At 69.9% G+C, this 20917-nt stretch carries 18 protein-coding genes; 9 read left to right on the forward strand and 9 right to left on the reverse strand.

Annotated features, from left to right (window positions below; translation table 11 throughout):
• Positions 1-6: 6 nt before the first annotated feature.
• Entirely contained in the window at positions 7-1131 is a 1125-nt protein-coding gene (locus ASC77_RS27465) for an aquaporin (protein WP_235547686.1), read from the forward strand.
• Positions 1132-1375: 244 nt separating this feature from the next.
• On the opposite strand, the gene ASC77_RS14645 is transcribed toward ASC77_RS27465, so the two are convergent.
• Positions 1376-1765, reverse strand: coding sequence for a VOC family protein (locus tag ASC77_RS14645; RefSeq protein WP_056154369.1), 390 nt, complete (start codon positions 1763-1765; stop codon positions 1376-1378).
• Positions 1758-2555 (reverse strand): ArsR family transcriptional regulator, encoded by a 798-nt coding sequence (locus ASC77_RS14650; RefSeq protein WP_056156471.1) that lies wholly within the window; start codon positions 2553-2555, stop codon positions 1758-1760. The genes ASC77_RS14645 and ASC77_RS14650 overlap by 8 nt, the downstream gene beginning before the upstream one ends.
• Before the next feature lie 36 nt (positions 2556-2591).
• Here ASC77_RS14650 and chrA point away from each other — a divergent pair, with 36 nt between their 5' ends.
• Positions 2592-3983: a chromate efflux transporter gene (gene chrA, locus ASC77_RS14655; protein WP_056154373.1), complete on the forward strand. Its 1392-nt coding sequence runs from the start codon at positions 2592-2594 to the stop codon at positions 3981-3983.
• Here the strand turns inward: chrA and ASC77_RS14660 are convergent.
• Positions 3976-5397 carry a sensor histidine kinase gene (locus tag ASC77_RS14660; protein ID WP_056154376.1) on the reverse strand — a complete coding sequence of 474 codons (1422 nt, stop codon included), beginning with the start codon at positions 5395-5397 and terminating at the stop codon, positions 3976-3978. The genes chrA and ASC77_RS14660 overlap by 8 nt on opposite strands.
• On the reverse strand, positions 5394-6080 hold the full coding sequence (locus tag ASC77_RS14665; protein WP_056154379.1) for a response regulator transcription factor: 687 nt from the start codon (positions 6078-6080) through the stop codon (positions 5394-5396). The genes ASC77_RS14660 and ASC77_RS14665 overlap by 4 nt, the downstream gene beginning before the upstream one ends.
• Before the next feature lie 101 nt (positions 6081-6181).
• Between ASC77_RS14665 and ASC77_RS14670 the strand changes: the two genes are divergently transcribed.
• The 4 genes from ASC77_RS14670 to ASC77_RS14685 are packed head-to-tail and all read left to right on the forward strand — an operon-like array spanning position 6182 to position 9283.
• On the forward strand, positions 6182-7144 hold the full coding sequence (locus ASC77_RS14670; RefSeq protein WP_056154382.1) for an ABC transporter ATP-binding protein: 963 nt from the start codon (positions 6182-6184) through the stop codon (positions 7142-7144).
• Entirely contained in the window at positions 7141-8016 is an 876-nt protein-coding gene (locus ASC77_RS14675) for an ABC transporter permease (protein ID WP_056154384.1), read from the forward strand. The genes ASC77_RS14670 and ASC77_RS14675 overlap by 4 nt, the downstream gene beginning before the upstream one ends.
• A gap of 5 nt (positions 8017-8021) precedes the next feature.
• On the forward strand, positions 8022-8816 hold the full coding sequence (locus ASC77_RS26700; RefSeq protein ID WP_156391107.1) for a hypothetical protein: 795 nt from the start codon (positions 8022-8024) through the stop codon (positions 8814-8816).
• Between the two features lie 44 nt (positions 8817-8860).
• Positions 8861-9283 carry a YkvA family protein gene (locus ASC77_RS14685; protein WP_056154387.1) on the forward strand — a complete coding sequence of 141 codons (423 nt, stop codon included), beginning with the start codon at positions 8861-8863 and terminating at the stop codon, positions 9281-9283.
• Positions 9284-9499: 216 nt separating this feature from the next.
• Here the strand turns inward: ASC77_RS14685 and ASC77_RS14690 are convergent, their stop codons facing one another.
• From ASC77_RS14690 to ASC77_RS14705, 4 genes are all read right to left on the reverse strand, one after another.
• Positions 9500-11914, reverse strand: a complete 2415-nt coding sequence (locus ASC77_RS14690; protein WP_082574775.1) for a heavy metal translocating P-type ATPase — start codon at positions 11912-11914, stop codon at positions 9500-9502.
• 51 nt (positions 11915-11965) lie between these two features.
• Complete coding sequence (locus ASC77_RS14695) at positions 11966-12853, reverse strand: WD40/YVTN/BNR-like repeat-containing protein (RefSeq protein WP_156391108.1); 888 nt, start codon at positions 12851-12853, stop codon at positions 11966-11968.
• Between the two features lie 358 nt (positions 12854-13211).
• On the reverse strand, positions 13212-13895 hold the full coding sequence (locus ASC77_RS14700; RefSeq protein WP_056154393.1) for a DUF305 domain-containing protein: 684 nt from the start codon (positions 13893-13895) through the stop codon (positions 13212-13214).
• A gap of 118 nt (positions 13896-14013) precedes the next feature.
• Positions 14014-14526, reverse strand: a complete 513-nt coding sequence (locus tag ASC77_RS14705; RefSeq protein WP_156391109.1) for a hypothetical protein — start codon at positions 14524-14526, stop codon at positions 14014-14016.
• 247 nt (positions 14527-14773) lie between these two features.
• Here ASC77_RS14705 and ASC77_RS14710 point away from each other — a divergent pair, with 247 nt between their 5' ends.
• From ASC77_RS14710 to mobF, 3 genes are all read left to right on the forward strand, one after another.
• On the forward strand, positions 14774-16258 hold the full coding sequence (locus ASC77_RS14710) for an MFS transporter (protein ID WP_235547690.1): 1485 nt from the start codon (positions 14774-14776) through the stop codon (positions 16256-16258).
• A 40-nt stretch (positions 16259-16298) separates the two neighbouring features.
• Positions 16299-16511, forward strand: coding sequence for a heavy-metal-associated domain-containing protein (locus ASC77_RS14715; protein ID WP_056154400.1), 213 nt, complete (start codon positions 16299-16301; stop codon positions 16509-16511).
• A gap of 1065 nt (positions 16512-17576) precedes the next feature.
• Complete coding sequence (mobF, locus tag ASC77_RS14725) at positions 17577-20201, forward strand: MobF family relaxase (RefSeq protein ID WP_235547692.1); 2625 nt, start codon at positions 17577-17579, stop codon at positions 20199-20201.
• On the opposite strand, the gene ASC77_RS14730 is transcribed toward mobF, so the two are convergent.
• Positions 20198-20902: a helix-turn-helix domain-containing protein gene (locus ASC77_RS14730; protein ID WP_156391110.1), complete on the reverse strand. Its 705-nt coding sequence runs from the start codon at positions 20900-20902 to the stop codon at positions 20198-20200. The two genes, mobF and ASC77_RS14730, sit on opposite strands and share 4 nt — an antisense overlap.
• Positions 20903-20917 lie beyond the last annotated feature (15 nt).

The following is a 20917-nucleotide window of genomic DNA, read 5'->3' on the forward strand; positions in this document are numbered from 1 at the left end:
AGAACCGTGACACAGCCACCCCTGTCCCGGCGCCTGGTCGCCGAGTTCCTCGGCACCGGGCTCCTGGTGACCGTCGTCGTCGGCTCGGGCATCGCCGCCCAGCGGCTCTCACCCGACGACATCGGCCTCCAGCTCCTCGAGAACTCCACCGCCACGTTCCTCGGCCTGGCCGTCCTCATCCTCATGCTCGGCCCCGTCTCGGGCGCGCACCTCAACCCGGTCGTGTCCGCGGCCGACTGGTTCCTCGGCCGCCGCGCGGGCACCGGGCTCACCGGTCGCGAGGTCGGCGCCTACACACTCGCCCAGGTGCCCGGCGCCATCGCCGGCGCGGTGCTGGCCAACGCGATGTTCGACCTCGACCTCACCGAGCTCTCCACCAAGGAGCGGACCGGGTCGAACCTGCTCGTCGCCGAGGTCGTCGCGACCGCAGGCCTGATCGCGCTCATCTTCGCGCTCGCCCGCACCGGCCGCGGTGCTCTCGCCGCCCCCGCGGTCGGCGCGTACATCGGTGCTGCCTACTGGTTCACGTCCTCCACCTCGTTCGCGAACCCAGCCGTCACCATCGGCCGCATCTTCTCCGACACGTTCGCCGGCATCGACCCGACCTCGGCGCCCGCCTTCGTCGGGGCGCAGATCGTCGGAGCGGCCGTCGGCGTCGCGACCGTCCGCTACCTCTACCCCGACAGCCCGACGGAACGGGCCCACCCGCCCACGGTCGTGTTCGCGTGCCGCGCCAACGGCGGCCGCTCGGTCGCGTCCCGTCTCCTCGCCGAGCACTACGCCCGGGGCCGGGTCGTCGCGCTGTCGGCAGGCACCGAGCCCGGCGATCACATCCACCCCGAGGTGGCCCAGGTCCTCCAGCAGCTCGGCCTCGACACCTCTCGCGAGCAGCCGAAGCTCCTGACCGCCGAGACCATCGCCGCGGCTGACCTGACGATCACCATGGGCTGCGGAGAGAACTGCCCCTACGTCCCGGGCGCTCGCTACCGCGACTGGCCGCTCGAGGACCCCAAGGGCCAGGACGACGCCACCGTGCGACGCATCGTCGCCGACATCGACAGCCGGGTCCGCGACCTGCTCGTCGAGCTCGTCCCCGATCTCGAGCTGTCTCCGTCCGTGGTCAGCGTCTAGCGGGTTCCCCGTCGCGGAGGCCGGATCAGTAGTACCAGGGGAAGCGCGGCACGCTCATCAGCGGTCGTTGGGAACCGTTGGCATTGGCCGGCTGACCTGCGCAAACACGTCGGCGAACGCTGGTCGCGAACGGCACCAGACGAACGTCCTGCCACGCATTTGCCACGCAAGAGTGACGGTCAACCCGCCATTGGACGGGCTGACCACAGGACTCCGTCCCTGATCTCGGTTCGTACCGCCGTCGTTACGGGTGCTGCGTTGCGGGCTGGAACAGCTCGACCAGGTTGCCGGCAGGATCTGCGATGAGAATCTGGTGTCCACCGGGACCAGCCACCTGCGCACTGCAGAAGGGCACTCCGGCCGCTTGAAGCCGGTCGATCTCGGAGTCCAGGTCCGCGACGACCAGGTGGATCCGGTTTCGGCCGGCTCCGGCGGCATCGTCGGGTGTCGCTCGGGCGCCGGAGCTGGCCGGTCCCGACAGCAGGAGGCGCAACGGACCGCGGGTGACGTCGGCGAAAGCCGGCGCAGGGTTGCTGAGCAGCGTGAAGCCGAGATGCGTGGTGTAGAAGTCGATGGCCGCCGTCACGTCATCGACGATGTAGCGCACGCTGGCGAACTGGTCGGTCTCACTCATGGCTGATGCTCCTTGTCGTGTCGGCGGACAGCGTCGGCAGCAGGTGGCGGACGCGGCTGTCGATGTCCGCTGCCGCGGCGAGGAAGCGCCGGTAGCTTCCCTTCTTGTCGCCGTCCGCGGCGCCGGTCGGGTCGGTGACGCTCCAGTGGACGAGCGTGTGCCGCCCGGTTGACCCGGACACCTCCTCGCGGGCTCGGTCGCACAGCGTCACCACCTGGTCGAACCCACCATCGGAGCCGAGATCCAGCGGCCTGGGGATCTGTCCGCCGATGTCGATCCCGTACTGCTCGCGCAGCACTCGTTCCGCGTGTGGGTGGATGCGGTCCTTGGGACGTGTGCCGGCACTGCTCACCCGGACCCGGTCGCCTGCCCGACGACGCATCACGGCTTCGGCCAGGGGTGAACGTGCACTGTTGCCGCTGCACACGAACAGGACGCTCGGCCTGGCAACCTCCTTCTCCATGGACGGAGGTGGCGACTGCTCCGGGCTCACATTCAACGACGGATGGAGCGAGTTCGCGGCGGCAGCCAGTCCCGTCGCACATTGGTCGAGGTCCAGGTGGTAGTAGCTGTCGCGCCCGTCGAAGCTGCTTTGCGTCGCCGAGACAAGGCCACCGTTACGCAGCACCCGGAGGTGGTACGAGACCAGGTTCTGGGGTTCATCCACCCGGTCCACCAGTTCGCGCACCCGCAGGTCGCTGCGAGCCAACTCGGTCAACAGACGCCACCGCAGCGGATGGCCCACCAAGCGGATGAACAGCGGGTAACCGACTGGATCAACGACGGCCATCACCCCACTGTAGCCCCATTGCATCAACTCGGATTGATGTACTGTCCGCTCGTGCGAGCCGGCCATCTGCGAGCGCCGAAAGGCGCCCGCCCTGACGACGTCATCCCGCTCGGGGAGGCGGCGAGGGCGTGGTTCGCGATCTCACTGCAGACGTTCGGTGGTCCGGCCGGCCAAATCGCGGTCATGCAGCACAAGCTCGTCGACGAGAAGCGTTGGATCGGGCAACGCCGCTTCCTGCACGCGCTGAACTACTGCATGCTGCTGCCCGGTCCCGAGGCTCAGCAGCTCGCCATCTACACCGGGTGGCTGCTCAACGGCACCCTCGGCGGCCTGATCGCCGGCATCCTGTTCGTCCTGCCCGGCATGCTCGCCCTGCTCGGGCTCACCATCCTGTACCTCGCCGCCGGGTCGACCGCTCTCGTTACGGGACTGTTCGCGGGCCTCGCTCCCGCCGTCATCGCCATCGTCGTCCAGGCCGTCTATCGAGTCGGGAAGCGCGCCCTGACCCACCGGGTCCTCGTCGTCCTGGCGGTCGCATCCTTTCTCGCGCTCGCCGTCCTCGGCGTGCCGTTCCCCCTCGTCATCCTCGCTGCCGGTCTGCTGGGGTGGCTGGCGGCGCGGTGGGTGCCGACTCTGCGGACCCTCCAGGCACACGGCGACGAGGACGGCCCGCCTCCCCTCATCAGCGACGACGCCCTGCACACCACACGCCCCTCGGTCCGGCGCGCCGTCGGCATCATCGCGCTCGGGCTCGGCGTCTGGTTCGCACCCGTCCTGCTCGCCGGAACGCTCCTCGGCCGCAACAGCGTCTACGTCGATCAGGGTCTGTTCTTCTCCGGCGCCGCCGTCATCACGTTCGGCGGCGCGTACGCCGTGCTGGCGTACGTCGCTCAACAGGCCGTCGAGGTCTACGGGTGGCTGGCCCCGGGCGAGATGGTGCACGGACTCGCTCTCGCCGAGACCACGCCCGGCCCCCTCGTCATGGTCACGCAGTGGGTGGGCGGCGTCGCCGCCTACCGCGACCCGGGCGCCCTCAACCCCTGGGCCGGGATGCTCGTCGGATCGCTCCTGACCACATGGGTCACGTTCGTGCCGTGCTTCCTGTTCATCTTCCTCGGCGCCCCGTACGTCGAGCGCCTCCGCCACAACACGCACCTCACCGCCGCCCTGACGGGCATCACGGCAGCAGTCGTCGGCGTCATCGCATCCCTGGCCGTCTACTTCTCGCTCCACACGCTGTTCGACACCACCCGGGCTGTCGACACCGGGCCACTCGACCTCGAGCTGCCGGTCCTCGACTCGTGGGACCCCTTCGCGTTCGCCCTCACCGCGGTCGCCCTGGGGCTGCTGTTCGGGCGCAGCTGGACACCGCTGCGGACGCTCGGCGTCTGCGCTGCCGTCGGGCTCGTGGCATCGTTCGTCAGCTGAGCGGGTCGGGCCGCGGCAGGATGACCGCGGCCGTCATCGCCGGCGAGTGCTGGCAGGGCACGTCCGGAAGCCGGTGCCCATGGCTGGTGTGGTGCCCGGCATAGCAGAGACGGAGCTCGCCGCCCGCGTTCTGGATCAGCGCGACGGAGATGGACAGTCCGAGGCCGGCCCCGGGTCGCGCCCGTGCCACGTCGGCCCGCACGAACCGCTCGGTAGCCCGGTCCATCAGATCGGATGGTATTCCGAGCCCGGCGTCGGCGACCTCGACGACCGCCCACCCGGGTCCCTCGTCCGGTACGGAGCGAACGCGCACACGGACCGGCGGCGCCCCGTGTGCGAACGCGTTGTCGATGAGGTTGGAGACAGTTCGTTCGAGCGCCTGGGGGTCGATGGCTCCGGGGATGGGGCCAGCACCGGCCTCGAGTGTGAGCTGGTCGGCAAGCTCGGGGTGCGCAAGGCGATGACGTTCGATGACCACGGCGATGAGCTCGGAGACGTCGACCACGCCGGCCGGGATGCCTTCGACGGCACCGAGGGCGAGCAGGTGCTCGGCGAGATCGGTCAGTCGGGTGACGTCGACGGCGAGCTCCTCGAGCACGACCTCGTGCTCCTCGACCGTTCGGCGACGACGTTGTGCGAGTTGGATGCGGCTCTTGAGCAGGGTCAGCGGTGTACGGAGCTCGTGGCTGGCCTCGTTGACGAACCGACGCTCGCGCTCCAGCGCGCGTTCGAGCGCGGCGAGCATGTCGTTGAGGGTGTGCCCGAGGCGGGTGACTTCGTCGTCGCGACCTTCGGGTACGTCGAGGCGGAGCCCGTTGGCGCCTTCCGCGATCTCGGCGGCGCGGCGTCGGTAGCGCTCGACGGGACGCAGCGCGGCGCGGGCGAGGACGTCACCGACGACGGCGGCGACGGCGAGTGCCCCGAGCCCGGCGAGGGTGAGCTGGAGCAGGAGCTCGCGGAGTGCTTCGTCGCGGTGGTCCCGGCGGACACCGACGACCAGGTAGTGGTCGGACGGCTGGAGGCTCGTGACCTGGACCCGATAGGGCTTGGCCGCGATCGGCAGGAGCTTGCCGATGTCCTTGGTGAGCGGCTCGGTCGATACCTGGTCGAGGTCCGCGGCGGTGACGAGAGGCGCCTCGGGTGCGGTGCCGCCGGAGTCGAGGACCTGACCGGACTGGTCGAGGACCTGCCAGCCGGCGCCGGTGGCGTCCGCAGCCTCGGGTGAGGTGACGTGGCCAGATGGGTCGACCAGGGGCGTGATGACAGCGGTGGCCTGGTCGAGCTCGGTGTCCAGGCCACGGTCCAGGGCGTACTCGACCCGCCAGTAGACGAACGCTCCGGCGGCGGTGAGCAGCACGAGCATCGCGAGGATGAACCCGGCGACCAGCCGGACCCGCAGAGGCAGCCGACTCATCTCGGGGCCTGGGGGTCGACCCGGTACCCGGCGCCGCGGACGGTGGTGATGGTGCTGGTCCCGAACGGGCGGTCGATCTTGGCCCGGATCGAGGCGAGGTGGACGTCGATGACGTTGCTGCTCAGGTCGGTCTCGCCGTCCCAGACCTCGTCGAGGATGGCGTACCGGCTCACGACCCGGCCCGCCCGAGCGACCAGAAGATGCAGGATGTCGAACTCGCGCGCCGAGAGCTCGATCGGAACACCTCCCCGCGTCACGAGCCGTGCGCCCGGGTCGACGCTCAGGTCGTCGACCTCGGCCACCACCTCCTCGCCGTAGGTCGAGCGTCGTACCAGAGCCCGTAGACGGGCAAGGAGCTCGTCGAGGTCGAACGGCTTGGGCAGGTAGTCGTCGGCGCCCGCGTCCAGGCCGTCGATCCGGTCGCGGACGTCGCCACGAGCGGTGAGCATCATGACGGGGATGGTCACCCCGAGCGATCTGAGTCGCCGACACACGGCGACGCCGTCCATGCCGGGCAGCATCCAGTCGAGGAGCAGCACGTCGTAGGGGATCCCGTCCGGCAGCGCCCGTCCGTAGGCAGCGGTGCCGTCGTGGACGACCTCGACCTCCCAGCCCGCCTCAGACAGCGACTGCTCGAGAAGGTCGGCGAGGCGCACGTCGTCCTCTGCGACCAGGATTCGCACCGCGCCCCCTTCCCTTCTGTCGCGGGTTTCGACGGGACCACCCTGCACCCTGAGGCTCGGGTTCATCGTCCCTTCATGTTCCAACTCCTACGGTGCGGCGCATGAGCGATCTCCTCGCAGTCGAAGCGATAGGTGTGAGCAAGACCTTCGGGTCCGTGCGCGCCGTCAACGACATCACCGTCCGCGTCGCCGCCGGCGAGGTCTACGGCGTGCTCGGCCCCAATGGAGCCGGGAAGACCACGTTCCTGCGGATGCTGTTCGGCCTCATCCAGCCCGACTCCGGCACCATCCGTGTCCTTGGGAAGACGTGGGCCGCCGACGGCGTCGGAGTCCTGGACGGGGTCGGCGGGTTCATCGAGAGCCCGAAGTTCTACCCCTACCTGACCGGACGGCAGAACCTCGAAGGCCTCGCGCTCCTCGACGGCGGCCACCGTCCCGGGCTGCTAGAAGAGCTCCTCGACCTCGTCGAGATGAGCGACCGAGCCGACGAGAAGGTCGGCGGCTACTCCTACGGAATGCGCCAACGCCTCGGGGTCGCCGCGAGCCTGCTGCGCGAACCCCGCCTGCTGGTCCTCGACGAGCCCGCCAACGGTCTGGACCCGGCCGGCATCCGCGACATGCGCGCCCTGGTGAAGCGGCTCGCCAACAGCGGGCTCACGGTGCTGCTCAGCTCCCACGACATGGACGAGGTCGAGGAGATCTGCGACAACGTCACCATCATGAGCCGAGGCACCGTCGCGTTCCACGGCAGCATCGCGAAGCTCCGCACGATGGCGCCCGACCCCGGCCACCTTCTCGCCACCACCGACGACAATCGCGTACTCGTCCTCGCTGGCCACCACCCGGGTCTGCGGGTCGTCCGTGACCCGGACGCGGCGCTCGTTGTCACCGGCGCCAAGCCGGACGTGTCCGCGTACGTCGCCGCCCTCGTGCGCGCCGACATCGACCTGCTCGCGTTCAACCAGACCCAGACACCGCTGGAGGCGCTGTTCTTCATGCTCACCGACGACACCACCCACCAGACCCTCGCCCGCCCGGCAGAGCTGACCAAGGCCTTCCGATGAGCGCCGCCACCACCACCGCCGCAGCACCAGTCGACGCGACCCGCGCGCCCCGACAGCGTCCGGGCGCGCTCGCGCCGCTGCGCTGGGAGGTCCGCAAGCTCCGCGCCCAGTGGCGCGGCAAGGCTGTCCTCGTCGGCGCCCTCGTGCTCCCGGTCATCGTCGTGGTCGTCCTCCACGGCCAGTCACGGCCCCCGAAGGACACCCTCTTCGGTCGGTTCGCCACCGTGAACGGGTTCGCGCTCGCACTGCTCGTGCTCGGGTTCGCGGCGCAGTGGGTCCTGCCGCTCCTCACCGCGGTCGTCGCCGGCGACATCTTCGCCAGCGAGGACCAGCACGGCACCTGGAAGACCGTCCTGACCCGCTCCACCAGCCGCGGGCGCTTGTTCTGGGCCAAGACCCTGACCGCCGCCGGGTTCGCCGTCGTCGTCCTGGTCGTCCTCGCCGCCTCCACCATCGCCTCGAGCGTCCTCATCGTCGGACACCAGCCCCTCATCGGGCTCTCCGGGCAGACCATTCCTGCCACCGAGGCGCTACGGCTCGTGGCACTGGCGTGGGCGACGATGCTGCCGCCGATGCTCGGGTTCACCTGCCTGGCCATCCTGCTCTCAGTCTGGTCGCGCAACCCCGCCGTCGGCATCGCCGCCCCCGTCGTCATCGGCATGGTCATGCAGCTCGTCGGCGCCCTCGGCGGCGTCGAGGCCCTCCGCCCGTTCCTGCTGACCACACCCTTCGAGGCATGGCACGGCCTGCTCGCCGCCCCCCACTTCACCGGCCCACTGACCGACGGACTTCTCACCAGCGCCGTCTGGTGCCTCATGTGCCTGGGTGCCGCCTACGTCCTGCTCCGCCGACGCGACATCACTGGAGGCTGAACACCATGCGCACCAACCTGCGTCGCACCATCCTCGTCCTGCTCGCCGCTCTGGTAGCCCTGGTGGCCCTCGGCTCCGCCGTCGTCGCCACCCACGGCGACACCAGCACCGTCACCCGCCCCCGCCTCGAACGCTCCCTCACCACGACGTTCGCCAACCTCTACGTCGACCAGGCCCACCTCCAAGGCCGCACCCTCACCGCCGCCTCTCTCCACCCGGCCGCCATGTGCGACAAGGCCGGGCCTGCGAACAAGGACGTCGGACCCGGCGGCGACTGGAACTGCCTGATGAGCTGGACCGATCCTGAAGTCCCGATGCCCCCCGAGGGGTACGGCAAGTTCGAGCTCAACGTCCACAGCAACGACTGCTACACCGCCAGCGGCCCCAGCAAGCTCACCGGATTCCTCACCATGACCGACACCAAGGGCGACGTAGTCACCAACCCCGTCTTCGAGTTCGACGGGTGCTTCGACCCGCATGGCGACAACACACCGACCGGAGTCGTGTTCCCCTCGCTGCTCAACGTCGCGAGCACCACCATCACCCCCGACGCACACGGCAAGGCAGGACTCCAGGTCACCTGCGGCAGCGGCGACAAGGGCTGCGCCGGCACCATCACCGTCACCGCCGGTAACGCCAAGCTCGGAACGATGCCGTTCCACCAGGCCGAAGAGTCGACCGCGACCCTGCCACTCCCGTCGGCGGTCCCCACCGGGGCGAAGGAGCTCACCTTCGCCGTCCACGTGACCACCGGAGCCGGCCCGACCAGCCCCGCCACCCTCCCGGTCCAGGGACGATGAGCCACGCCTACACGGCGGCGCGGCCGGGAGCTACGGTCTAACGCGTGGAGCGACTCCTACTCCTGGCCGCCATAACCGTCGGGCTGTGGGCAATCAGCTGTCTCCTGATGATGCTGTTCGCCTCACGGCTCCCCGACGGGCTGATGCGCCAGGTCGCCGAGTTCCTCCCCGCCTGCGTCACCACAGCGCGGGTCCTACGCCAAGACCCAGCGGTGCCCCGACGCGCGAAGATCGCCCTGCTCATCGCGGTCCTGTGGGTCATATCGCCCATCGACCTGCTCCCCGAGTTCCTCCCCATCATCGGGCCACTCGACGACGTCGTCGCCGTCATCCTGCTACTCCGGTACGCGGCCCGGAGCATCCCACGCCAAACCCTCCTCACCGCCTGGCCGAGCGACCCACGACTTCTCGAGCGCCTCCTCGGGCCAGACCGGTCACGCCCACCTCGCATCGATCACGAGGTGTAACCGCGAGACGCCCGGTGCGCTGGTCAGAGTCATCCGGCGTTCGGACGACGGCCGGCACGTGAGCGGTAGCCGAGCTGAACCGGCCGAAGGTCGAGGATCCGGATCTAGCCGCACTCGGGTGCGGGTTGTAGTTGTCCGACGGCAAATTCCGCGTTGCTGACGACAACTGTGCCCCCGCGTCACCTGGGGCAACGCGGGGGCACGACCGGTGCTGGCCTACATCCGGACGGTGCGCAGCCGAAGGGCGTTCGTGATGACGCTGACCGACGAGAGCGCCATCGCCGCTGCGGCGATCATCGGCGACAGGAGCCACCCGAACGTCGGGTACAGCACGCCGGCTGCGATGGGGATGCCAGCTGTGTTGTAGCCAAACGCGAGCCAGAGGTTGGAGCGGATGTTGCGCATCGTCGCCTGTGAGAGGCGGCGGGCGGTCGCGATGCCGGTCAGGTCGCCGTGCAGCAGGGTGACGCCGGCGGACTCGATGGCGACATCCGTTCCGGTCGACATTGCCAGGCCGACGTCCGCGGCCGCGAGCGCCGGGCCGTCGTTGGTGCCGTCGCCGGCGTACGCGACGACCTTCCCTTCGGCGCGCAGGGCGTTGACGACATCGGCCTTCTTGTCCGGCATCACCTCCGCCTCCACTCGTGGGATGCCGAGCTGCGCGGCCACGGCGTGCGCGGTCACCGGGTTGTCACCGGTGACCATCACGACCTCGATGCCGACCTCCCGCAGCTGCTTGAGCGCTTTGGCGGTCGTCGGCTTCACGGGGTCGGCGATGGCCAGCACCCCGGCGAGTGCGCCTTCGACCGCGACGAAGACAGCGGTCGCGCCCTCGGTGCGCAGCTCGTCGGCGGTCTCGCCTAGCGGGGCGGCGTCGATGCCGAGGGAGGAGAGGAACTTGGTGCTGCCAACGGCGACGCGGCGACCGTCGACGAGTCCGGTGACGCCCTTGCCGGCCGGGGCGTCGAACTCCGCGACCTCGGGCACCGCGCTGCCGCCATCCTGGGCGGCGTTGGTGGCGGCGTTCACGATGGCCCGTGCCAGCGGGTGCTCCGACGGTGCCTCGACCGCGCCGGCCAAGCGCAGCAGCTCACCCTCGTTGAAGGTGCCGGTGGGGACGACTCGGGTGACGGCCGGCTTGCCCTCGGTGAGCGTTCCGGTCTTGTCGACCGCGAGGGTGTCGACCTTCTCCAGCCGCTCGAGCGCGGCCGCGTTCTTGATGAGGACGCCGAGGCGGGCGCCGCGGCCGACACCGACCATGATCGACATGGGCGTCGCCAGGCCGAGCGCACAGGGGCAGGCGATGATGAGGACGCTGACCGCGACCACGAGGGCGTGCGCGAGTTTCGGGACTGGGCCAATCAGCGCCCAGGTGGTGAACGCGACGACGGCGGCTGCGATGACAGCCGGCACGAACACTGCAGAGACCTTGTCGACGAGCCGCTGGATGGGGGCTTGGGACCGCTGGGCATCGGCGACCATCTGCACGATGCGCGCGAGCATGGTGTCGCGTCCTACTGCGCGAGCCTCAACGAGGAGTGTGCCGCCAGCGGTCAGGGTGCCTCCGATGACGGTGTCGCCGGCCTTCTTCGTCACCGGCATCGACTCTCCGGTCACCATCGACTCATCGACCGAGGACCGGCCGTCCACGACGACGCCGTCGACCGGAACCTGCTCGCCGGGGCGGACTCTGAGTCGGTCACCGGCCTGCACTTGGTCCAGCGTCACGTCTGCTTCGGTGCCGTCGGCGTTGACGCGGTGCGCGGTCTTCGGGGTCAGGTCGAGCAGGGCCTTGATGGCACCCGAGGTTCGCTCGCGGGCCCGGAGCTCGAGGACCTGACCGAGCAGCACCAAGGACGTGATGACCGCGGCGGCCTCGAAGTACACCGGGACGACGCCGTCCATCGTGCGGAACGAGTCCGGGAAGACGCCGGGCGCGACCGTCGCGACGACGCTGAACAGCCACGCGACACCGGTGCCCATCGCGATGAGCGTGAACATGTTCAGCTTCATCGTCCGCACCGAGGTCCAGCCTCGGGTGAAGAACGGCCACCCTGCCCACAGCACGACCGGCGTGGCGAATGCCAGCTGCAGCCACGCGTTCACGCGACCGGGGACGGCGATGAAGTCGAACAGCTCGGCCCCCATTCCGAGAATGACGACGGGGATGGACAGGGCGACCGCGAACCAGAACCGGCGGGTCATGTCGACCAGCTCCGCAGAGGGCCCGTCCTCAGCGGCGACTGTCACCGGCTCGAGCGCCATTCCGCAGATGGGGCACGTCCCCGGACCGATCTGGCGGATCTGCGGGTGCATGGGGCAGGTGTACTCCGCGCCGGCTGGTGCGTCGGCAGAGGTCGCGTCCCCATGGCCGTGGTGGTTCGCGTGGTGGTTCGCATGGTCGTGCGCGGGGAGTGTGTACGCGTCGGGGTTGGCGACGAACTTGTCGTGGCACCTCTCCGAGCAGAAGTGGTACGTCTGCCCGTCGTGCTCGGCCGTAGGGCCACCCGCTGCCGGGTCGACCTCCATGCCGCAGACCGGGTCCGTCACAGCCGCTACCTGGGCGACGTGCCCGTGTTCGTGCGGGTGGTCGTGCTGGCGCGGACCGTGGTTGTGGTGCTTTTCGTTCATACTCACCAAGATACCCCCAGGGGGTATCAAGTCAAGGGCCGAAAGGCCCGGTCACTGAGTGAAGGCGAGGACCTGCTCTACGGCGCCGATGCCTCCTACGCCGCCGACCCCGTCGCTGCCTCCGGGGTCCACAGGTCCGCGGAACAGGCCGTCACTGGTGGCGGCGTACCAGGCGTCTCCGATGACGCTGAACGCGGTCGGCTCGCCGGAGGTTCGAGCCAGCTCGCCCCAGGCCTCACCACCGTTCTCGGAACGCCACACGACCCCGTCGGGTGCGATGCCGAGTAGGACGTTGCCGGTAGGCCAGTCGATGAAGGCCAGTCGGGGCGCGTCGTTGAGTTCGAGTTCGCGTTCGGTGGCCGCGTCCAGCTCGAGCAGCCGACCGTCGCCGGCGGTGCCGAGCACCCGGTCCGCGTCCCGGGGGTCGGCTGCCAGGTCGAGAAGCGGCTCTGAGGGCACGGTGTCCCAGATGCGATCGTCCGTTGAGGTGAGCAGCCCCCCGGTGGCCGAGTCGATGCCCCAGGTGCGTTGTGGGGTGTGCTCGAGGGCATGGAAGTCTGCGGCGCCATCGAGTGAGAGCGGTTCCCATGTCACGCCGCCGTCGCGTGACTCGATGAGGCCGAGATTCGGCGGCCGATCGATGTCGCTGGGCTCGGGGTGGCCGCTGGCCACCAGCCTGCCCGGCCCCGCTGCAGTGATGGCCATGTAGTCGCTCGCTGAGTCCCCGACGCGGTGGACGGTGCCGTCCGTGTCGACGGAGAATAGGCCGTAGTGGGTGCCGACGAGGACTCGCCCATGCGTTTGGCCGACCGGCTGCTGCGCGGGTGCGATGCCGTGGATGTGCCCCACGATGGGGGCGTTGCCGTCCGCGGGCGTCGGTGCCTTGTGGCGGTGCTTCCCGCGGTACGGGTCGGTGAGAGCCACCACCAGCATGCTCACCATGAGCAGTGCAGCGGCGGCCCCGATGACCAGCGCCCCGCGGTGGGACGGGGAGCGGGTCCGCTGCGCGTTGGTGTCCTCGAGCGTCTGCCGGCTGCTCGGGACGGTCTCGTCGTTCGTGTGGCCGGCGTTCGTGTGGCCGGCGTTCGTGTGGTCGGCGTTGGTGGGGTCGAGGTCAGGGGTGTGCGCGTTCATGGCGTCTGGCTCGTACGCGAGCCTGGTCCGGAAGCCGATGCAGCAGGTCCGCCAGATCTCTGGTCGTCCTCCCATCCGGGTTCCCGCATCCCGGCGAAACGGTGGGCGTGGGGGGAACCCGGACGGACGGGTCAGGGCGGGGTGCTGCGGCGACCGGGCCAGGTCAGCCGAGCAGCCCCTCCATCTGCGCGATCTCCTTGTTCTGGGCCGTCTCGATGGCCTTGGCGAGCTCGACGGCGTCGGCGAACGTCCCGTCCTCCTGCTCGGTCTGCGCCATCTCCACCGCGCCCTTGTGGTGCCGGACCATCATCTCGAGCCACATGTCCTGGAACTCGGCGTCAGAGGCATCCTGAAGCTCGTTCATCTCGTCGGCCGACATCATCCCGGGCATGTCGGAGCTCTCCATGCCCTCCATCTGCTCGGACATGTCGCCGCCCATGTCGTGACCCGCGTTCGAGTGGTCGCGCATCGTCGCGGGGACGTCCTCGCCCCAGGCGGTCAACCAGTCGGCCATCGTCTCGATCTCGGGACCTTGAGCGGCCTGGATGTCGTCGGCGAGCTGCTGGACCTCTGGGTCGAGGGTGCGGCCCTGGGTCAGGTCGACCATCGAGAGCGCCTGAGCGTGGTGCTGAATCATGTCGGAGGCGAACGAGACGTCTGCGTCGTTGAACACGTCCCCGTTCGATGCGGTCTGGGTAGATGACGGCGAACCGCCATCGGAGTCGTCGCCGCACGCGGCGAGCGTCACGCCGAGCGCGGTCGTCAACGCGACCGCGGCCGCGACACGACGGACCGTCCTCGACCGCCGTACGGGGTGCTTCTTCTTGGTGTGGGTGTAGCTGTCCATGGTGGTTCTCTCCTGAGCTGAAGTGCCGTTAGGGGTCGCGAAACCACCGCTACCAGCAGGCTCTGCCCGAGTCGGTCGACCCGTCGTCAGGGCACGCAGAAGCGGCGGTGCCGGCTCCTCAGCACCTCTGAATGGAGAGTAGGTTCAAGTCGGGTGGAGCGGGCCCACGGGCCCGCGCCCAGAACGCAGTCGTCGCCGCGACGACTGGGTCATGGGCCAGTACGTGCCACAGTCGTGCGAGCGCGCGTGCACACCACGCGGCGAGACCGAACAGCAGTGCGGCCACCAGGACTGCCAGGCACATCCCGACCAGTACTCCGCCGCCGTGGTGGTCGTCGTGACCACCGCTTGAGTCTGCGGGCATCTCGGCCGGGACGCTGGCATCGGCCACAGCAGCCGCGGCACCGTGCATGCCTCCAGGCGAGGCCGCGCCGCCGCCGAGCTGATGCCCGGCTCCGGTGTGCGCGTCGACGTGGGCCACAGACGAGCCCAGAGCAGCCGGCCCGCCAACGCCGTGGTCGGACAGGCCGTGCATCGCGAACAGCCCGCCGAGCGCTACGAGCAGCAGCAGCCACCGGCCGATCACATCTCGTGACCACCGACCGACTCCAGACGCGACGACTGCACCCATCGCCATCATCGTAGGACCCGCCGCGTACCCACCCACCCGCGCCACCCGCCCGCGCCGTCCGCCCGTGCCATCCGCCGGCGCTACCCGCCCGCGTCCCGGGCCGGTCGCCGCCTCGGAGCGAACGCAGACCACAGGGCACAACCAACGGCGGGAAGAGCGCACAAGCCTCTTGCTACCCATACCGGTGGGGGGTATGTTTCGACGCCTTGGACATATACCCCTAGGGGGTATCAACAAAGGAGTAGTCGTGACCACCACCCAACGTGCCGACGACGGCACGACCCGGCCGACGAAGAGGCCATCTAAGAACACCCCGAGCAACAACCAGCCCGCCGGCAACGCCGGTGCGGCGTACCCCCGCCGCTGGGTCGGGCTCGCCGTCATCGCGGCCGCCCAGTTCATGGTCATCATGGACACCTCCATCATCGGAGTCGCTCTCCCGCAGATGCAGACCGACCTCGGCTTCACTCCCGAGAACCTCACCTGGGTCTTCAACGCCTACGTCATCGCGTTCGGCGGGCTGCTGCTGGCCGGGGGCAAGCTCGCGGACCTCTTCGGCGCCCGCCGTGTCTTCATCGCCGGCTGGGTCACGCTCGCCGCCGGGTCCCTCGCCGCCGGACTCGCAGGCAACGTCCCCGTCGAACTTGCCGGCCGCGCCGCCCAAGGCGCCGGGTCCGCACTCATCGCCCCCGCCGCCCTCTCCCTGCTGATGACCTTGTTCGGCCGGGAGCCACGCGAACTCACCAAGGCCCTCGCCCTGTACGGCGCCGCGGCCCCCGCCGGCGGCACCGCCGGCGTGTTCCTCGGCGGCGTCCTCACCGAGTACGCGTCCTGGCCGTGGGTGTTCTTCATCAACCTCCCCCTCGCTGCCGCCATCGTCGCCGTCACCCCCGCCGTCCTGCCCGGTGGCAGCGGGAACCGCGTCAAGGTCGACCTCCTCGGCGCCATCACCGTCACCGCCGGCCTCGGTACAGCCGTGTACGGCATCGTCACCGCCCCCGAGGTCGGCTGGAACTCGCCCCGCACGTGGGTCACCCTCAGCGTCGCGGCCGCCGTACTCGTCGGGTTCGTTGCCCTGCAGGCCGCGCGCCGCGACCCGCTCGTCAGGCTCAGCATCTTCCGAGCCCCGAACCTCGGCGCCGCGAACCTCGCCCAGCTGCTCCTCGGTGCCGCCTGGATTCCGATGTGGTTCTTCCTGAACCTCTACCTTCAACAGGTTCTCGGGTACTCCGCGTTCCCCTCCGGCGCCGCACTGCTCCCGATGACCGCGCTCATCATGGCCGGCATGGTGCTCTTCGCACCGCGGATCATCGCCGCGGTCGGCCCCAAGGCCGCGACCGTCACCGGACTGCTCACCCTCTCCGCCGGACTGCTGTGGCTTGCCCAGGTCGACCCGGACGGCTCCTACGTGGTCGACGTCCTGCCCGCCTCCCTGGTAGCCGCGCTCGGCATGGCCCTAGCGTTCATTCCCACGCTCGGGACCGCCATCTCCGCGGCATCGCCCGCGGACGGCGGACTGGCCTCGGGCATCGTGAACACCAGCTACCAGGTCGGCTCCGCTCTCGGCCTCGCCATCATCACCGCGGTCGCGTCCGCTGCAGGAGCCGATCAGGCTGGCGCGGCTGACCTGGCCGCCCTCACCGACGGCTACTCCGCGGCATTCATCGCCGCCGCTGTCGTCGCCGCCATCGGAGCCGCGGCCTCGGCTGCCCTCCTGCGCACCAACCGCTGAAACCAGACCAACGACCACCGACACATCAGAGAAGGAACTCATGTCCACCCCCATTGTCACCACCGTCAACGTCACCGGCATGACCTGCGGCCACTGCGCCTCATCCGTCACCACCGAGCTCCGGCAGCTCGACGGGGTCACCGACGTCATCGTCAACCTCGAGAACGGCGCCGTAGCCATCACCAGCACCGCGCCCCTGGACGACCACGCCATCACCGGCGCCGTCGAAGAAGCCGGCTACGCCATCGCCTGACACGCCCGTCGAGAACATGGGACACAACGCCGGCGGGCCAGGAGAAATCCTGCGCCCGCCGACATAGGCACGCCTCGAGCGACTCCCCCGACACTGCGCCCGACGCCGGACCGGTCGTTCACCGGACCGGGGCCAGTGCGGAGGCGACCACTGTCGGCGTACTTGACGATGGGCTGGGCCGGGGGTTGGGCTAGTGCCGATAGCACTCGCCTCCCTGACGACCGGGGGCGTCGAAGGGCTGACCTCCGATTGGGCTCATCCAGCATTACTGGGTGCTTGTTCAAGCTGGTGCTGACCCTGGCGGCGACGGTCGTCCTGGTCCTCTACACGCAAACCCTGTCGGCTCTAGCCGACGACGCGGTCGCCGGTGGCGGCCCCAGGCTTGACCGGTTCACGGTCGCGGTGCACTACGGGGCGCGGTGTCGCTGGTCGCCGCCAAGGTGCTCGCCGTCTTCCAGCCCCGCGGCCGTACCGGCCTTGGCCGAGTAGCGGACCGGCCCATGCGAGCACACGCGTAGAGCCTTGCGGCGTGCGGGGACCTGGGGAGGTCGCGCGAGGGCTTCTCCGGTCCGTGTGCTCTGCTCGACGTCATCGCTCACACCCCTCCGGCTACGAACCGTGCGCCGCTGGCTACGTCTGGCGACGTCGCCCGTCCGAGCGAGTCGGGTAGGGCGCGGCCACACTCGACGGCGATTCGCGTGAGGAACACCGGCGCTGAGGCGGCTGAACTGGGCGCACCCGCGTCCACGCCTGCGGGTAACCAAGGGTCTGAACCATTCCCCTGAGTTCGCTACTCAAGAATCGCTCGGGCCACACATGCTGGCCTCGCCCAGCCCGGCCGCTCGATCACCGGTTCTCGTCGACTATCGACGATCCCCAGAATCTTCCCCACAGGCCTGCTGTTTCGCTCCCTCAAGTCATTCTCGTCAAGCGGCACGCATGCTACGAAGGTTCGTAGATGGGTCGCCCCGATTGCGGCGGCCCATGCGGCATTTCTAGCGGTCCGTTGGTTGTCGACGGACACCGTAGAACCGGGTCTCGGGGTGGTCGGCTGTGCATGGTGGAGTGAAGTTCTACCGGGGCGCTGCAAAGGCGGCGCGCACCTATGTCGAGCGCGACCGGTCGCGGGCGGATGACTACTACCTCGCCGAGGGCAGCGGTGTCGCGACCCGACTGGTCTCCACCCCAGACGGTGTCGACGTAGCCGGATCGATGGATGGCGACACGTACGAGCAGTGGGTCGCCGGCTTCGAGGTCGAGACCGGGCGTCCGAAGGGTCGGCTCCGCACGGATGCGGACGCGTTGCGGTTCGTCGAGGTCGTGGCGAACGGTCCGAAGACCTGGTCGCTCGCGGCCGCGCTGCATCCGGAGATCTCCGACGCGCTGGATGCGGCCCAGGATCGTGCCGCGTCGGAGATCGTGGGCTGGGTCGCCTCTCATGCGACGACTCGGGTGGGGCCGCGGGGCCGGCAGGTGCAGGTCCCGGTCGAACGGATCGAGGCGGCGGTGATCCCGCACTACACGTCACGGGCGGGTGATCCGCACCGTCATCTCCACCTGCAGGTCAATGCGCGCGTCTGGGCCGCGGGTGGTTGGCGTGGCCTGCATTCGGTCGGGATCCGCGACTCCATCGAGGCGATCAACGGGATCGGGCACGCCGCGGTCGCCACCGACCCCCAGTTCAGGGCAGTGCTGGCCCAGCACGGGTACACGATCGACCCGGACACGAGCGAGATCCGCCAGCTCCAGCCGTACGTCGGGTCGTTCAGCGCCCGTGCGGCGCAGATCCACCGCAACTCCGACCGCTACGAAGCCGACTGGCGTGCCGAGCATCCCGGCGAGGAGCCCGGTCAGCGGCTGCGCGAGGGCTGGGACCGGCGTGCCTGGGCACAGGCACGCCCGGACAAGGTCGTCCCCCGCGACGGAAAGGAGTTGGTGGCTCGGTGGAACAGCGAGCTCCAGGACCTCGGCTACCACGTCCCCGACGCCCCGGTCCGGCTCGAGCGGACCCTGCCGGGGTGGGTAGACCGCGACGCCGCCGCCGACCTGGTCGTGTCGATCCTGGGCTCGAAGCGATCGGCGTGGAACACCGCCGACCTCCGCGGGAAGACCGAGGTGCTGCTCGCCCAGACCGGACTAGTCGCGGACCGGGCCGCCCGGGTCGAGCTCGCCGAGGACATCACCGCCCGCGCCGCCGGGCGCTGCACGAGCCTGCTGGAGGGATCCGGTGTGCCCGAGCACGTCCGCTCGCTGACCTCACCGCGCGTCCTGGACGTCGAGGCCGACCTCATCGCGCGGCTCGCCGTCCGCGGGGCGGAGCCGGCGCGGCGGGTCCGGCTCGGCGGGCGGGGACTCGTTCGGGTCGACGCGACTCAGGCTGCGATGGTCGGGGTTCTTGCGGGCAACGGGCGGCTGGTCGTCGTCGAGGGTGCGGCGGGTGCCGGGAAGACCACGGCCCTGTGCGCGACTCGGGAGGTCCTCGCGCAGCGGGCACGGCGAATGATCGTGGTGACCCCGACGCTGAAGGGGGCCGAGGTCGCGGCCGCCGAGACCGGCGCCGACGGTCACTCCGCCTCGTGGTTGATCTACCAGCACGGGTTCCGGTGGAACTCCGACGGCCACTGGACCCGCGTGCCCGACCCCACCCCGCAGCCGTCCGCGCGGCTGCGACCGGGGGACCTGCTGCTCGTCGATGAGGCGGGGATGCTCGACCAGGACGCAGCCCTGGCGCTCCTGACCCTCGCCGACGAGACCGGCGCGCGGCTGGCGCTGGTCGGGGACCGGAGTCAGCTGCCCGCTGTCGGTCGCGGCGGGGTCCTGGACCACGCGATCGCGTTCGCGCACCCGTCAGCCGTGGTCACCCTCGAGACCGTGCACCGGTTCACCGACCCCACGTACGCCGACCTCAGCTTGAGGATGCGCACCGGCGAGGACCCCGCCGCCGTGTTCAACACCCTCATGAAGCGTGGGCAGATCGTCATCCACCCCACCGAGGTCGAACGCACCGCCGCGCTCGCCGAGATCGGCGCCGCTGGTGACCTGGTCATCGCCGACACCCGCGAGCAGGTCGCCGACCTCAACGCCGCCATCCGCGACCACCACCGCCACGACGAAGACACCACTGCTGGCCTGACCACCGCCGTCGGGGAATGGATCGGCCTCGGGGACCGGGTCGCGACCCGCCGCAACGACCCCGACCTCCAGGTCGCAAACCGGCAGACCTGGACCGTGACCGGCATCGGGGACAACGGGAGCCTCGTCCTCCACGACCACCGATACCGTCCAGGTGGGCGCGGCCGGGATCGGGTGGTTCCGGCCGAGTACGCGCACCGGTTCGTCGAGCTCGCCTACGCCACCACCGTGCACGGCGCCCAAGGCGAGACCGTCGACGCCGCCCACGTTCTGATCGGAGACCAGACCGGCGCCTCGGCCGCGTACGTCGCGATGACCCGCGGCCGCGAACACAACACCGCCCACCTGGTCGCCGAGACCCTCGACGGCGCCCGCGCACAGTGGGTCGACGTCTTCGGTCGCGACCGCGCCGACCTCGGCCCCGCCCATGCACGAACTCAGGCCGTCGACGCGATCGACCGCTATGGCCCTGACGCGCGCCGCCGAACAGCTCCCCCACCACCGCCACCATCACCTGCACCTTCGGCGCAGAGCCGGGGACGTGGCCTGTCCCTCTAGTCCTCCCCGATGTAGTCCGCTACCGATCGCGGGCGGCGTCGGCGCCGCTTCATCTTCGGCAAGGGGACACCGATCTCGTTCGACATCCAGGCGTTGAACCCGCCCGGGTCATGCAGCGGCCCGTCCTGGGTGGCGGTCGTGGCGTCGATCAACGGCTGCCACCGGTTTCGAATCGCCTCTGGGAGGTTCATCCTCGGCCACGCCTGGATCAGCAGAACCCCATCGACCGCACCCTCGATCATCGGCGCCGCCCCGTGCTGCAGGAGCAACTCGTAGAAGTCGATCCGCTCGAACTCGACCGAGAGGTCCCAGGTCCGGATCTCCTCAGACCACCCCGCGTGCACCTCGGGAGGGAAGGTGTACTTCCAGGCCTGGACGCGGGCGAAGCACTCCGGGATCGGGACCGACCACAACCGGTCCGGCACCGCGAACCTGCCGGCCACCGAGTCCTCGATGAACTCCCAGAACACCATCGGCCGCACCGCGAGCTCCGCGTCAGCTGCCTCCAGCAGCCGCACCACGACATCGAGCGTCGGGGACTTCCTGTGCGACTCGTACTCCGAGACCGACGACTGCTGAGTCCGCGCGTACTCCGCCAACTGTCGCTGCGACAGCCCCGCTTTGCGGCGGGCCACCTCGATCACCGTCTTCTTCGGCCCCAACACCCCAAAAGTATCGCCGATCATCGATCGGAGCGCCAAGCACACCTACTGGGT

It is taken from the genome of Nocardioides sp. Root1257 (genome assembly GCF_001425175.1).
Lineage (GTDB): Bacteria > Actinomycetota > Actinomycetes > Propionibacteriales > Nocardioidaceae > Nocardioides.